Origin of the sequence: Undibacterium sp. SXout7W (genome assembly GCF_049339385.1) — a bacterium.
Classification (GTDB): Bacteria; Pseudomonadota; Gammaproteobacteria; order Burkholderiales; family Burkholderiaceae_D; genus Undibacterium.
On sequence record NZ_JBMPPF010000004.1, the window covers coordinates 229053 to 242437 of the forward strand.

General features: G+C 46.9%; 13 protein-coding genes. 4 read left to right on the forward strand and 9 right to left on the reverse strand.

All coding sequences use genetic code 11. The annotated features are described in order from the left end of the window. Nucleotides 1–168 precede the first annotated feature (168 nt). Together ACO0LB_RS06415 and ACO0LB_RS06420 are read left to right on the forward strand one after the other, a co-directional pair. Entirely contained in the window at nucleotides 169–1158 is a 990-nt protein-coding gene (locus ACO0LB_RS06415) for a hypothetical protein (protein WP_423047633.1), read from the forward strand. A gap of 1110 nt (nucleotides 1159–2268) precedes the next feature. Beyond that, entirely contained in the window at nucleotides 2269–2958 is a 690-nt protein-coding gene (locus tag ACO0LB_RS06420; RefSeq protein WP_423047635.1) for a DUF6338 family protein, read from the forward strand. Nucleotides 2959–3451: 493 nt separating this feature from the next. On the opposite strand, the gene ACO0LB_RS06425 is transcribed toward ACO0LB_RS06420, so the two are convergent. From ACO0LB_RS06425 to ACO0LB_RS06440, 4 genes are all read right to left on the reverse strand, one after another. Then, the gene (locus ACO0LB_RS06425; protein ID WP_423047636.1) at nucleotides 3452–3784 is read right to left on the reverse strand and encodes a hypothetical protein; all 333 of its coding nucleotides are present in this window, start codon (nucleotides 3782–3784) and stop codon (nucleotides 3452–3454) included. Nucleotides 3785–3930: 146 nt separating this feature from the next. Then, nucleotides 3931–4998, reverse strand: a complete 1068-nt coding sequence (locus ACO0LB_RS06430; protein WP_423047638.1) for a toxin-antitoxin system YwqK family antitoxin — start codon at nucleotides 4996–4998, stop codon at nucleotides 3931–3933. A gap of 212 nt (nucleotides 4999–5210) precedes the next feature. Next, the gene (locus ACO0LB_RS06435) at nucleotides 5211–5438 is read right to left on the reverse strand and encodes a hypothetical protein (protein ID WP_423047640.1); all 228 of its coding nucleotides are present in this window, start codon (nucleotides 5436–5438) and stop codon (nucleotides 5211–5213) included. Nucleotides 5439–5474: 36 nt separating this feature from the next. Then, nucleotides 5475–5645 (reverse strand): hypothetical protein, encoded by a 171-nt coding sequence (locus tag ACO0LB_RS06440; RefSeq protein WP_423047642.1) that lies wholly within the window; start codon nucleotides 5643–5645, stop codon nucleotides 5475–5477. Between the two features lie 178 nt (nucleotides 5646–5823). Here ACO0LB_RS06440 and ACO0LB_RS06445 point away from each other — a divergent pair, with 178 nt between their 5' ends. Continuing rightward, nucleotides 5824–6069: a helix-turn-helix domain-containing protein gene (locus ACO0LB_RS06445; protein WP_423047644.1), complete on the forward strand. Its 246-nt coding sequence runs from the start codon at nucleotides 5824–5826 to the stop codon at nucleotides 6067–6069. Between the two features lie 18 nt (nucleotides 6070–6087). On the opposite strand, the gene ACO0LB_RS06450 is transcribed toward ACO0LB_RS06445, so the two are convergent. The 5 genes from ACO0LB_RS06450 to ACO0LB_RS06470 all read right to left on the reverse strand — a co-directional run bounded on the left by ACO0LB_RS06450 (nucleotide 6088) and on the right by ACO0LB_RS06470 (nucleotide 11452). After that, on the reverse strand, nucleotides 6088–7662 hold the full coding sequence (locus ACO0LB_RS06450) for a DUF4942 domain-containing protein (protein ID WP_423047646.1): 1575 nt from the start codon (nucleotides 7660–7662) through the stop codon (nucleotides 6088–6090). Between the two features lie 52 nt (nucleotides 7663–7714). Then, on the reverse strand, nucleotides 7715–8689 hold the full coding sequence (locus ACO0LB_RS06455; RefSeq protein ID WP_423047684.1) for a hydrolase or metal-binding protein: 975 nt from the start codon (nucleotides 8687–8689) through the stop codon (nucleotides 7715–7717). 135 nt (nucleotides 8690–8824) lie between these two features. Next, on the reverse strand, nucleotides 8825–9844 hold the full coding sequence (locus ACO0LB_RS06460; RefSeq protein ID WP_423047648.1) for a YqaJ viral recombinase family protein: 1020 nt from the start codon (nucleotides 9842–9844) through the stop codon (nucleotides 8825–8827). 146 nt (nucleotides 9845–9990) lie between these two features. Further along, nucleotides 9991–10950 carry a DUF932 domain-containing protein gene (locus ACO0LB_RS06465; RefSeq protein WP_423047650.1) on the reverse strand — a complete coding sequence of 320 codons (960 nt, stop codon included), beginning with the start codon at nucleotides 10948–10950 and terminating at the stop codon, nucleotides 9991–9993. Between the two features lie 142 nt (nucleotides 10951–11092). Further along, a complete protein-coding gene (locus ACO0LB_RS06470; protein WP_423047652.1) occupies nucleotides 11093–11452 on the reverse strand; it encodes a hypothetical protein in 360 nt (119 codons plus the stop codon). Between the two features lie 971 nt (nucleotides 11453–12423). Here ACO0LB_RS06470 and ACO0LB_RS06475 point away from each other — a divergent pair. Next, the gene (locus ACO0LB_RS06475) at nucleotides 12424–13257 is read left to right on the forward strand and encodes a hypothetical protein (RefSeq protein ID WP_423047654.1); all 834 of its coding nucleotides are present in this window, start codon (nucleotides 12424–12426) and stop codon (nucleotides 13255–13257) included. Nucleotides 13258–13385: the final 128 nt, after the last annotated feature.

Genomic DNA, 13385 nt, shown 5'->3' on the forward strand with positions numbered 1-13385 from the left:
AAACTATGCACATGCCTGTCCCATGACTACCATCTGCCGTGGGATAGGCATATTCAGACAATCGAGAAACTGGTGCGTAGAAAAATGACGAAGAAAAAGAGAAAGGCAAAGACAAGTGCTGATACCAGTCAAGTAATCAACATACCGATACAGGACATTTTTAGATGCATGCGAGATGACTATGAGCAGCATCGGAGCATTGATGAGTATGGACATCCATTTCCGATGGGTTTGCCACTAATCATCATGGACACACATCGATTTGTCGAGCGCGTCCTTAGTTCAACGGAGCCAGGGTTTGATGTGTCTGACTCTGAGCAAGAGCAGCAACCTTATAAAAAACCCGGATTGAGTAGTTTTTTCAGTGAGATGTTTCTGAACCGGCAACGAGCATACCCTGACTATTTTCAGCCGAGTGAAACAGTACGGTTGTTCCTCGCCATTGTGGATACCTTTGAACCTCTACTGGCCGGTCTGAGAAAGCGGAATCTCTCGCTTGAAGAACTGCATGCAGAGCAGATCAGTTTATATAACTCTCTGATACAGGAAATCAGGAAACAGGGAGTGGAACAAGAATTCAAGCGAGCAGTTCTACATCGGGCGCAGGTTGCGAATGGAAATTTCGATAGTGCTACGTTGTATGTCAATCAGTTATTTGAAATGTACGAGAAGTTGCATGTAGTGCGGGTTGAGTGTGGGGTGCTGGCAAATGAGGTGTATATTCTCTCCGAAGACGATGCCTTAATGGCGAAGTACGCTAAAGAATGCCTCAATAATCTGAATAATAACAAGCGCAACAACCGGCTTTTTGCAGATATGGCTGGTTACCTGTGGAAGCTGGAATACCATCCCAGGCGTGGTTATTATTTTCATTTTATTTTCTTCTTTGCGAATGTTTCTGTTGAGCTGAGCAAACAACTGACAGATCGGATCGGTCAGTATTGGGTAGATCGTATTACCAATGGGCGGGGGAAATATTGGGATTGCAAATCTTTAAAAGGTAAATTTTTATCGTCATGCATTGGTGTTGTCGAGGGTAACGATCAGCACTTGCGTGACAAATTGAGACAGGCGCTCTTTTACCTGACACAAAAAGATATTTACCTGAAATTTGGCGTGCATTGCGAGGGCAAGCGCTTTCGGCATGGTGAAGTATGACAGTAATATATGGAGTGATCCTCTTGGCATTTGACAGCAAATCAAATCTCCTCTGGTTTTGATGCCATTTTCCAATCATTTAACCAAGATTCTAGTTCTCCGATGCACAGGCACTCATCATTGCCGCTGGCTTGTGTTGCTCCTTCCTGCGCGACTCCTGCTATGCGGAAAAGTTCATCAACAAAAGGGCCTCCACTGTTCCCCTTTCGGATTAGTGTCGATATTTCCAGTCGCTGTAGTGGGCCACGAGGGAAACGATTTACAACAGTGGTGTTTACTTGGTTAGCTTTGCGCCCGGGATTCCAGTTTGGCAGTCAGGATAAAACAAATTTACATCTGAGTGATATCTGTGTTACCAGTCTAAATAGAATAGACAAGACACGCCCCCCCTGCATACGTATATTTTTTACTGGCTAGTGTAAAACTGATTTCAAACAAATTCTCGAAAAGTTGAAAACACCAGTCTTAATCACGATTAAGAAAATGCATGCTGGTACGCTGTGCCAAAATCATGACCCTCGCACTATTTGAAGCTGAATGTGGTGGCGGCTTCAGCGTAGCGCAGTGAAGCCAAATTGCGTCTGACCGCGAATGAACCGTAGGCATTTGCGATGCCTATATCTCGCATCGACTCGCCGCCTACTCTAAATAGAAAGATTACATTCATATTTAGCAACAAATGTGCGTTAAGGTTGATTCTGCCTCTGCCTTGTGCGTAGTCTGTTGCTGACGAGGGAGAAGCCAGCTTAGACGCTAGTGCCAAATAGAATCGCTGACGTGGTTATTGATGAAACGGGGGAGTGGTACTTGCACGACGAATTATGCTGTATGTTTAATCAGTTCAAACCGCAAAGTTTTATTCTGCAAGATTTGCAGACTAGTAAGTGTACTTGATCGCTATTGGGCTGATAAAATGACAAAAAAATAATTCGGCGAAATATATAAAGGTGAAGTAGATGATTTTGATTCGCGCCGTTAGTTTGCCAACACTTTCATGCAATTATCTCAGTTCGAACAAAAAACTTATGTGATTCTTGGGATTCACTTCCGTGAATTTTGAGGTAACGTTAGTGAAGTTTAATTTACATATTCAGTGAGCTGTTTTGAATCATGCCAGACGTGTCAAAAGACCTAATATTGTTATTGCAATACCTCGTCCCAGGGTTTTTGGTGGCATGGATATGCTTTGGGATGACATCGCTTCAGAAACCTTCGCAATTTGAGCGCGTTGTCCAGGCTTTGATCTACGCATTATTTGTGCACGTCATTGTTATTGTTGAACGCGCTGCCTCGCTTGGTATTGGCAAATGGAGACAATTCGGAGATTGGAGTGCTGACAGTGAGTTATTTGCTTCATTATTTACTGCAATAATTTTAGGGTTTTGTTTTTCTTACTTGATAAATTCAGATCGATTGCATGAAAAGTTAAGAAAATTGAACCTGTCAACTAGAAGCAGTCACCCTTCAGAATGGCTTACTGCGTTTGACTCAAGAAAGCAGTTTGTAGTGCTCCATTTAAAAGATGAGCGACGACTTTACGGATGGCCTGAAATTTGGCCATCTGATCCTTCAAAAGGACATATTTTAATAAGTAGTGCGCTTTGGTTACTTGAAGCAAAACCCGACGATGCTACAAAAGGTCTTATCTATCTAGGCCCAAGTTACATGCAGAAGAACGAAGCGGCCGACCTTGTCCAAGACTCACAAGCACCGCCTTCTTCGCAACATATTCTAATTGATATAATCGACGTGAAATGGGTCGAATTCATGCCTAACCAGGAGAATTTAAATGGCAACTAACAATCCCCCGCGCCCGTCCTCGCCTCCTTCTACAGGTAGACGCGAACAAGCAAACGTTAATCCTGCGCCAACTTATCAGAGACCACCACCACCACCTGCGCCACCACCTCCCAAAAAGTAACCGTCCTTAAATGCCGATACGAACTTTTTGCTCTGGGAGAAATTTACAATTTGATGGACAAAACACCGTATTTGGCGCACTGCATGCATAACCAGTGGTACGGTATGCACGGGCTTTCAAGCGCATGCCATTGCGCAGCATATTACTCGAAATGAGGCGAAATCCGTTCTGCAAAAAACAGTGCCCTTTTATAATAAAGGGTTTCAAGGCTGTTATATTACAACTTTTGCGGAACTAGATTCATGCCTAAGCATTTGATTTTGTTGAATAAGGCAATGGTCTTAAAATCCGTTGCTATGCTTGTTAGCAGGAATGGTCCGTGCCACGTCAGGAATATGTCAATTTGCAGTGCTAGGAAGTAGAAGAGAATCATTAACCTGGTGACGTATCGTTCCTTCTCCTGCCATGTTCCGGCGTCTCTGAATCTGTCGTCAGGTCTTCATTCAGAATTTTCGATTTAAAGTAAGCCATCCCAATGCAAGCAGCCAGGGAGATCGCACCACCCACAGCTCCAAACCATGGCAACACGCCCCAGAATACAGTAGACAGGCTCACAAGAATCATGATGACATTGGCTGCAAATGTAAGCCGCCAAATAAGAGCGGATGTCAAATCAGCCTCCCGTAATTTCTTGCCGGGGTTTATCGTCAACATGCTGTTTGTCGCCAATTCTGTTCGGTGACTTGTTTCATTGATTTTCTGCATTCAGTCACGCATCTAATGTAATAATTAATCAATACGCCGAATGGCGATGTTGCAACAAAAAAAAACTGTTATCGGCCTGGCGAATTACGCCAGGCCGATAACAGGAAGAAGGCCCAAAGCTTCAATTGCTGCATCTACTCAAATAGTCATTTGCCAGTCGCACATTCCTGTTCCCATTCTTCCTGCATGTCATGAATAACAGGGGCATCCGGCCCAGACGCCTTGCGGAACGCGGCGACTTTGGCATCCACGCATAGTTGAATTTTCTGATCAGCGGCAGCGTTACCTGATGCTGTCTGCGTTGGAGTCGTAGCAGCTACTTTGCTTTTCGCACATTCGCCGTCCCATTGTGCTATATCAGAATTCCAGGGAGCTTCGTTTATCCCCTTTGCTGCGTGGAACTCGGCAATTTTAGCGTCAACACAGGCTTGATTTTCTGGTTTGGCTTGTAAAAGACCATCTTTAAATGTTTCTACGTTAGAGACCACCATGCCCGGCTGCGTACCAAGAAAAAAGCTACCTCCCAGGAGTTTTTCCAGGTTTTGTCTGGCCTCTTTCTCAAAATTGTAGATTGCCTGTTTTTTATCAAAATCTTCAGGGTAGTCATACGTTTTTTTAATGCCGTCCAATTTCCCATTTTTATAGATTTCGTCCACTTCACCATGTTTGGCCGTGCCAGATTGTTTGCCGTCTATCCATTCAAGATCTTGAAGTAAGTTTTTTCCAGAAAAATCCCAGACTTTTTCACTACCTGATTTGGCATCGTTGGCCCAGTAACGCTTCTGGATGACGACATCTTCATACGGGTTATGTACTTCTTCCAGACCGTCCTTGTGACCGTTCTTGTAATGGGTCTCCCGCCATAGCCTGCCGGTTTTGACCTCCCAGAGTTTTTCAGTGCCATCTTTATTGCCATCGGTCCATTCAGATTCGACCATTTTTATGCCTGTGTTGGACGTGCACAGCATTTTTCCATTCTTGAGACCTTCCTTGTATTCGGTAGAGCAACTCCCGATGGCAGGCTCTGGGTAAGACGTTCCCCAAGGCTCATTCTTGATGGTTCCATTAAATGGTGTGCTCTCATTGGCCCGATAAACCAGGCCACGCATGTTACTGGCTTCGCGATAGTCTATTTTTTTGCTACAGCCTGTGATCAGCACTGACAACATGATGACCATCGCCGCAACTTGTTGATGATGGAAGTGGATTTTCAAAATAACCTCTGCTTGATGTGTGATTAAAAGGTGACGAGCCGCCTGTCTTTGATGACAAGGCGATTCAGTCAGGTAAATATTGGGAAATAGATGTGCGGCAACAAAAAATGGACATGACCAGCTTCTTGAACGAACTGATGCATGCGTGACCGGGTTGCACAGTGGTGTCGATGATCCAGGTCAGAAGGGAGGCAAACAATGATGTACCAAGATCATTTTTTGCCTGAACGCTCGGCTTTCATCTTTTCGGTTTGTTTTTCAGCGTGCTTTGCCGCTTCTGGCAGTACTTCGGTCACTGTGAACTTCGCCGCATTGAACAAGCCCTTGCCAAGCAGTTTCAGGCCAGCCACCGCTTTCTCCCGTTTGCCGAATGAACCGTATCGCAGTTCATCGACAGCCTCTGCCATACTGAAGTAACGATCTTTCTTCTCGTCGCTCATAGTGCCCATCCTTTCTGATGAATTGTTGAGCTTTGGTTAGAACTGATCCACTTTACCGGTGCCTTCGCAAGTGTTACAGGGGACCCGTGCCTTCTTGTCGCCAGCGCAGACTGGGCAATTGGCAGGATGATCGCCATCGCCATATTCCACCGGGCAAGGGATGACGCCTTTGCCTTTGCATTCAGGGCATTTCTCTTTTTTGCTCATGGGGATTTCCTTTCTGTTGAGTTATTTGTGTGTTTCTGCTGTTGGTTGTGATTGGCGAAATGAATTTGCTTTTCGATTTAAATTTTCTGTTTGCAAGAATTTGGTAGTTAAGACTTCATATTAAAATGGGTCGTAAATGCCGTGGTCGTTTGAGCATCATAGCGCGACCATAGAAGCCATGGCAAGAGTTTCTGTAAAACTTGATAAAGACAATTACCTGGTTCAGCTAGGTGCGGCTGTGCGCGCCCGGCGGGTTGCACTGGCGTTGTCGCAAGAAGCTTTAGCCGACTATGCTGAGATAGATCGTTCGCACATGGGGAAGATTGAACGCGGGGAAAGAAACGTTACTTTCTTGAACATTGTCAAGATTGCTAATGCATTTCAATGCAAACCTTCCGATCTTTTTATTGATGCAGGACTGTAGCTAAAACATCTGGAATCTTTAAATCCGCGTAGCCCTCAACATTACAACCGAAACACTGGTACCTGCAAATTCGTTATCGTAGGTATGCAGCCACTCCAGCCGCCAGCCCGGTAAGACCTCTTTCCCCTTCATTGAAGCTGGCAGTATCGCCACAATCCTGCCTTGCGGCTTGACCAAGCTTGCCGCTGCTTCCAGATGCGCCAGCGCCCGCCCATCAGAAAACGGTGGATTCATCAGCACCTTGTCAAAGCGCTCTGTCGTTGTCTTTGCATACTCAATGAAATCCATCTGCAAAGCGTCAAAACCTTTTTCAGTCAGGATCTGCGCATGCAATTTGCTGATTTCCACACAGCGCGTGCTGTCCTTTGGAAGGTGCATAGCCAGATTTCCCTGACCCGCACTGGGTTCCAGACACCAGTCCTCCTCATGGATATTCAGTGCAGCCGCAGCATCTTCCGCCATCTTCTTCGGTGTCGGGAAATACTGGAATGCCGTCCGGTCAGGCAGACAGCCCGCCGCAATCACATCGTTGAGCACCTGGTCCAGCCGGTAATCAAATTCAATTTCCTCTTTCTTGTTGATGATCCCCCCCAGTAACTGCAATACCCTAATCGCCTCCGTCCTGACCTGTGGACTTACCTGGTGCGGGTAGCCAAGATGGAACACAAACGGGTTATGCCGGTCTGGCTTCAGCCCTTGCAGCACCTCAATGACAGCGAAGGGCAGGGGACGCTGAATCAACTGATAGTGTTTTTCCTTTCTACCCGGCCTCTTGCGGAACTGCGCCGGAATCGCCTGCGGATACAGGGAATGCAGCACCTGATTCAAGCGCCAGGCCATATCAGGATGGATCTCCAGATGCGCTGTTCCCTTCAGGTAACAACGCAGCTTTAGTGCACCACCATCCAGAATCAGCCACTCGCCATGACGCTGCCGTACCATGCTCACAATTCCTGATGTAGCATTCCACTTAGGCTCATCCCTGCCCATGAACTTCGCAATTACCGCACGCAGGTCATTGATTAGCCCGGCCCTGCTGGTATTGGTACTCCACTCACTGGTGACATAGCCAATAATCATCCGTTTGCTGAAACCCGCAGGCGAGTTCGTCACATGCTCCCCGGACAAGCCCCGGAATATTCCCTCCACACGCTCCGCAAAGAACTTTTGGCGCGATGCCAGCAAATCACTGATGGTCGGGCGCACGGCTTCTTCCGTGAAATCGGGTGCTGTCATTTCACTGATAGTCTTGTTCCATTCATCACGACGCTTTTGCGGCATTACACTCAACACATCCGTCATTGCCAGCGTCTTCGACCAATATGCTGCATTCAAGGCAGCAATCGCACCGGCAGGATTAAACAGCTTCTGGACGCTCGGCTTGAAGCGGTTGTGCTCATCGCCATTCCCATCCAGAAAGTACTCCATTGCTGCTGACAATTCCCTGTCTATCATCCCGGCAATATGGGTGATACGCTGGCGCATACTGTTGTACTGCCCCAGCAGACCATCAATCAGGTCAGATGACACCGGCGCAAAAAACAGCGTCGCATCATCCACGATATTAAAATCTGTTATGTCCATGTCTGTCATAGCATTTTCTCCTTAAATTCATTGATCATTTATTGATATAAAGGGGCACGGCTTAAGGCCGAGTGAGCAAGGCAGAAGGTGGCGCACCAAGTTTCTTGTCCAGCTTGTCCACCAGGCTGGGCCTGCGCCGGACCAGTGCCGCAAGCGGCTTGCTCGCACCCGGGCTGTCATGTGGAACAGCAGAAGAAGCAGACTCAGCAGAGGCAACAGATTCAGAATCCTCTGATACTGGATAAAATTCCTCCAGCGTTTCCAAGGTTTCCTCTGCACTCTCCTCAAAGGCCCCATTGGCAAACCCCAGTACCGCAGCCCCATCCAATGCAGTCTGATCAAACCCGCACTCTCTGCGCCGTTGATCCGTATCCCTTGCCTGACTTATCGCTGCCTCCAGCGTCAATCCTTCCCGTACTGTTAAATCCACGTAATAAATCGCCGAGCGATGGCTCATGGTGGTGCTCTTACCCCTGAGTCTCAGTTCCAGCGGCAGACAGGCCAGCAGGTTGCCTGACACAGCCTGGTAATAACTGAGCCTTGCCGCCAGGGTACGAATACTGTTAAAACCCGTGGTCCTGAAAATAAAACTCCCCAGTTCATCCTCATCCCCGATCTGCACATTCAGACGCCCATAGGGTTTGCAGGCACCATTCTTTGCCAGTTCACAGCCATCCGGCGAAGGGCAGGGCAGGCTTTGTATCCCGGAGTCTGTGAAGCGTCTGCAAGTCTCTCCATTCCCCACACACAGGGGACGCCCGGTCTGTCGGTCAAACAGGTTGTACGCGGCTCGCAAGTTCAGATCAGGTTCACTGAACAGCACCCTTACTGGTATAGAGCGCAGCTTGTCCGTACCAGCCTTCTTGCGAAATTCCTCATCCAGCGGGTGATGGACCCAGCCATTGCGCCCCTGTACCTGGGAAGTAATCGTAAAAAAGTCTTCCTTGACTGGCAGACGTTTACCGTTCGTTTCAACAATGCTGCCTATGGAAATACGTCCTAAAATTGGCGGAGTGATAGCGAGACCTTTGATCATCATTATTCCTTGATATAAAAATGAAAGCCTGTCCTCTGGTAAACAGGGACAGGCCGTATGGATTTGCGGGAGAGGAAAATTGCAGCTTGAGTAACCTGGCAATGCAAAGAAGGAATTTGCCAGCATCAGGCTTACTCAGTCACCGGTTTCAGGTGTCAGCAAGAACCGCCGACTGCCCGGCCTGACCAGAGGATAACGCTCCAGCAATTCCGGCTGATCCAGCAACAGCTTCTCCACATCAAGACGCAAGCTGTCCTTGGCCCGTTTCCAACTGACCCGTCCGCTATCAAAACTGGCCGTGCTCGCTTGCCCCAAGCGTTGCTGTATCTGCTGCGCCAGCAAAGCAGCCAGTTCTTCCCGGCTGTCGATATCAGCCCGCAGATTCACCAGGTCAGCAAAAATGGCTGACATCTGCTTATCTTCCCGCAAATCCAGATGATTCCCGGCATCCTGCGGATACAGACAACGCAAGGCCATATCTGCTGATTCTGATCCATCTGCCGGTGGCGGCGTATCCGTTTCCACGTAATGCCAGAACTGTCTTTCCAGTTCTATGAGACGGGCAATCAGCTCATCATCGCGGGTAATCCGGTAAATCCTGATTTCCTGCCCGCATACCAGTACGCAGACATCGGCAGCGGTCTTGCCTGTGACAGCCAACTGATGCTGTACCTGGCAGACGATGTATTCCGGTACCCCCTCGCGCCACAGACGAACACCAAATTCCCCGGCAGTCTTGCATTCGAGGATTTGCACATCCGGTGCGCCAGTCACTTCCCGGTCAATATTCGCCAGCATCCAGGATTTGTCTGGATCAGGATGTTGTAGCACCGCATTGATTTTGCGCACCCGGTTGCCAGAGCGGCGGGTGTAGTGGGCTGCGACTATGGGTTCCAGCAAGCTTCCCCAATATGTTGGGCTGGTTTCATCATTGGGATCAATTTTAGGTAAATCCGCATCCCGGCCAGTCTTGATCATCCACAGTTCCAGTGGCGACTGGTAGGGATTCAGGCCAACGGCAGTTCCGGCATCACTGCTGCCTATGCCTTGCTTGCGGACAGTCAGCCAGTCATCGCGACTGAGTTCCTTGGTTTTAACCAGCTTCAGGGCAGGGCGGCTGGACTTGGGTAAAGCGGTTTTTTCTGCGACAGACATACAAACCTCCATGGTTGAATTGAATGGCATCGGGTTTAAGGAAAATAAGTAAGATGAGATTCATTCCCGGTGTCAAAGGCAAAAAAGCCCGGTGAGCAAAGGCTACCGGGCTGGGGAGTGGTGGTTGGTCGATTGCGTGGATTTGATCAGGCGACCATCAGCAAAGCCTGATCCAGTGCTTTCTGCTTCAGCGACGCACCCTGACCAAACCAGGCTGATTCCAGCCGGTGGTCAGTGGTACGTGCTCTTTTCTGGTGATCGACATATTCAGTGACTGAATTCAACAAGCCAAATGCTGTTCCCTTGGAAGAAGTCAATTCGGCACCTTTGCCCTGGCCGTCGTACAACTCCTGTACCTTTTTCATGGCACGTTCATTGGTCAGGCCGGAAGCAGTATTGCTGGGATCAGTGAAGACACGCAGGAAGTAATTCATGGCTTCATGTGATTTCACTTTGCGTTCAGAGAGGGTTTTCATGCGGTACATGAAAGCATCCCAGGAAGCGACAGAAATACCCAACTGCCGCTTGACGGCCTGCGCATCAAAGTTGGTGTTATGTGGCACCTTGACTGAACCGCTACTGTTATTGAGTGCTACCGCCAGCGTGTTATTACAGACCACCCGGATGCTGGTGAACTGTGCCGTCGTCGCCAGACTGCCATCGCAGGCAGTAGCCAGCAACAGATAGGCATTCACCACGTCATTGCCCTTGAGCGTAGCTGACTGATTGGTTTTAGCCAGTGCCCAGACCTTGCGGCCTTCTTTCAGGACACCGGCAGTTTCCAGCTCGAACCCGGAAACTTCGGTCAGATCACGATAAAATTCCAGGATTTCGCGAGGTTGCACGACCTGGTAGCGGTTCGATACAACTGACAGGGCAGCTTTGGTATCCGAGCGATATAGTACCTTCTGTTCAGGAAAGGTCATGATTGCTCCCAGACTGCCAGCGCTTTCCGTCATAAAGCGAACAGGGGACTCCTTGATTTCAAATGCCATCCCAGCTTGTTCTGCCCAAACTTCAATGGGCTGTTTGGCCGTCAGTTGATTGCCTAGGCCATGCCAGGGTGCTTCGTTTGTATAGGCCATAGTAGTGACGAGATGTGCCATGAGAGTATTCCTTAATAAAATAAAGACGCACGCAAGTAAGCTGCCGTGAACAATCGGAAGCACAGGTGTGTACGGGAGATTAGTGAAAGATGGAGAAGTGGGGAGGTAACGCTTGCAGTTCGATCGGGAAATGAACGACTGCCTACTTGTCACTGAAAGCGAAATCACATTCAGTACAATAATAATTGTCGAGTACCTTGTTATCGACCACTTCACCTAGTGAAGTACCGACCGAACAACCGGCTGCACCGCCCATCAAACCACCAATGATGGCTCCAGCCAGGCTGCCAAGAGCGAAACCGAGTGGGCCGCCTATTGCACCCATGGTTGCACCTATTTCTGCGCCACCCATAGCACTGGCAGCTCCGGCGGTCACACCGGCGACTGTTCCAATAGTTCCTCCGGTTTTCTTGCCAAAATTTCGTTTTTGTATATGGACTGATCCACAGCGCGGACAGACCAATTCTGATTCTGCGGGATTTTGATTAAGCGCTTCTGTCATGAATTTCTTTCTGATCGTTAATGAGCACACCTGGTCGGGTGCAGGTTAATGTGTTGCGGTATCTATGTGAAACAGGGGAAGGCTGGTGAAAAAGGGCATAAGCGCATCCGGCAATGGATATCGCCGGATGCCAGGAAGGTGATATGTGATTGACTTTTTTTGAAATAGATATTTCAGGCGACACGAAATTACGCAGGTTTACCCAGAATTTAGGTCGTGGGCTTTTATAACTAATTGGGGGGCAATTTGTTTAATTTACCAATGAGAAATGCGACACTTGGGCATTAACCATCTAAGGATTAGATTATATAAAACTGAGGTGGCAGGTTTGATTTGCAATTACCTGGCAGCTTCCATCGAAAATAACTGGTAACTTTAATGCAAATACCCACTATAGAAGAGCTTGTCGGCCTCTAAAGTGCTCATGCCTTACTTTGTTGCTTTTTCAAAATGGCATTCCGAGCATCAACAATAGTCCGATACCCTGCTGATGGAGTTACTGATTACTCTATTGCCCAATTGATTTGCTAATCCAATCCTGTCAATTTTCGAACTATCCCGATCTAATTTTTCAAACTCAAATATCCTTAAAATTCATTTAACAATTATTTTCAAAATTGCATCTATTGTTATAAATATAATCAATGTATGCTAATAAATGAGAATACTTACATTGGAAATCTGGGGAGATTTAGTGTGAATGATCTTGCCTAGTCATCTCATAACCAACGCGGAAACTGCAGGTACGACCAGAAACAATTCAAATATGCATCGCACAAATAAAATGATCTAAATCAGAGTTCCGTATTTCTTATTTACCTACCGACAGGCTTGAAAAGGACGAAATATGTGCTTTGTTGACTTTAGCAGCACGGTATCTTGACCGGCGACAATACTCAGGAAGTCTGAGTTGATACCACATCACATTGAATCTTTAGCGTAAAACTTGTCAAGTTTAGAGGAAGAAGAAAATGAAATTCTCTACAATATTCGATAAATCCATCATCGTCATTCCGCTTATAGCTGGAGCTCTGTGCTTATTGGTTCAGCAATACATATTTCCTGACGCGGGAAAAAGAATAGAAAGTAAAAGAAGTTTCTACACATTTGCATTAAGCCATTGGAACAATGAGGTATATAAGTATTTTAATGAGATCGCTACCTCAGGAACCTATGTTAGAACATCGCTTTCAACAGGGAAGAAAGAAATTAATTTGAAGTACCTTCAGGATGTAAACCAGTTTTGCACTCAAATGCAACAGTTGAGCCGAGCTTTAGATTACCAAGGCAACGAAATATCGAGCATGTCTATTGACATGACTCCACTTGCAAGGAAGGTGTTACCTCTTCTTGATAAAGATAAACGCGACGAAATTGATGCTCACTTTAAAGCATTCTTAAAAGTGACAGAAATTCATAAGCAGAAGCAGAAAGATTTCGCAAAATTCCAAGAAGAACTGATTAGACTCTACTCTGACAAAAGAGATAATTTATCAGACGATGAAAAAATTAAATTGGATGTGCAAAAAATAGAAGCTGGCATGAAGCTGTACACAGGTAAGGATGCATTGTTACCAATCAACGGAGATCCCTTTACATACATACGAGAATTCGGCGACGTCTCTGCTGCAATTTTTTCCGATTATGACTTTCTAATAGACACCTACAACAAAGAGTCAAACCGAATGGAAGCCTATCGAAACGCGATTCTCTTCCTTATCGCAATTGGTGCAACAGCAATCACTGTGCGCAAAGAACTGAGAAATTACGCAAGCAAGGATGCATCAAACGCAGAGCACATGTAATCTGGAATAACTCTGTTGAATATGAGCGCATCTATTGTTGGATGCGGAGTTCAAAAAGGTCATCTGCATTAGTAAATGTGCTTTTTCAAACCTGAGCAAAGAATCGGATGTAATTAATTGGACATGGG

Bases quoted from the DNA above. Each gene is read 5' to 3' on its own strand.
- ACO0LB_RS06470 (WP_423047652.1), bottom strand. From the start codon at position 11,452: ATGACAGAAGCGCTTAATCAAAATCCCGCAGAATCAGAATTGGTCTGT.
- ACO0LB_RS06455 (WP_423047684.1), bottom strand. From the start codon at position 8,689: ATGATCAAAGGTCTCGCTATCACTCCGCCAATTTTAGGACGTATTTCC.
- ACO0LB_RS06475 (WP_423047654.1), top strand. From the start codon at position 12,424: ATGAAATTCTCTACAATATTCGATAAATCCATCATCGTCATTCCGCTT.
- ACO0LB_RS06450 (WP_423047646.1), bottom strand. From the start codon at position 7,662: ATGACAGACATGGACATAACAGATTTTAATATCGTGGATGATGCGACG.
- ACO0LB_RS06415 (WP_423047633.1), top strand. From the start codon at position 169: ATGCGAGATGACTATGAGCAGCATCGGAGCATTGATGAGTATGGACAT.
- ACO0LB_RS06435 (WP_423047640.1), bottom strand. From the start codon at position 5,438: ATGAGCGACGAGAAGAAAGATCGTTACTTCAGTATGGCAGAGGCTGTC.
- ACO0LB_RS06440 (WP_423047642.1), bottom strand. From the start codon at position 5,645: ATGAGCAAAAAAGAGAAATGCCCTGAATGCAAAGGCAAAGGCGTCATC.
- ACO0LB_RS06425 (WP_423047636.1), bottom strand. From the start codon at position 3,784: ATGCAGAAAATCAATGAAACAAGTCACCGAACAGAATTGGCGACAAAC.
- ACO0LB_RS06420 (WP_423047635.1), top strand. From the start codon at position 2,269: ATGCCAGACGTGTCAAAAGACCTAATATTGTTATTGCAATACCTCGTC.
- ACO0LB_RS06465 (WP_423047650.1), bottom strand. From the start codon at position 10,950: ATGGCACATCTCGTCACTACTATGGCCTATACAAACGAAGCACCCTGG.
- ACO0LB_RS06460 (WP_423047648.1), bottom strand. From the start codon at position 9,844: ATGTCTGTCGCAGAAAAAACCGCTTTACCCAAGTCCAGCCGCCCTGCC.
- ACO0LB_RS06445 (WP_423047644.1), top strand. From the start codon at position 5,824: ATGGCAAGAGTTTCTGTAAAACTTGATAAAGACAATTACCTGGTTCAG.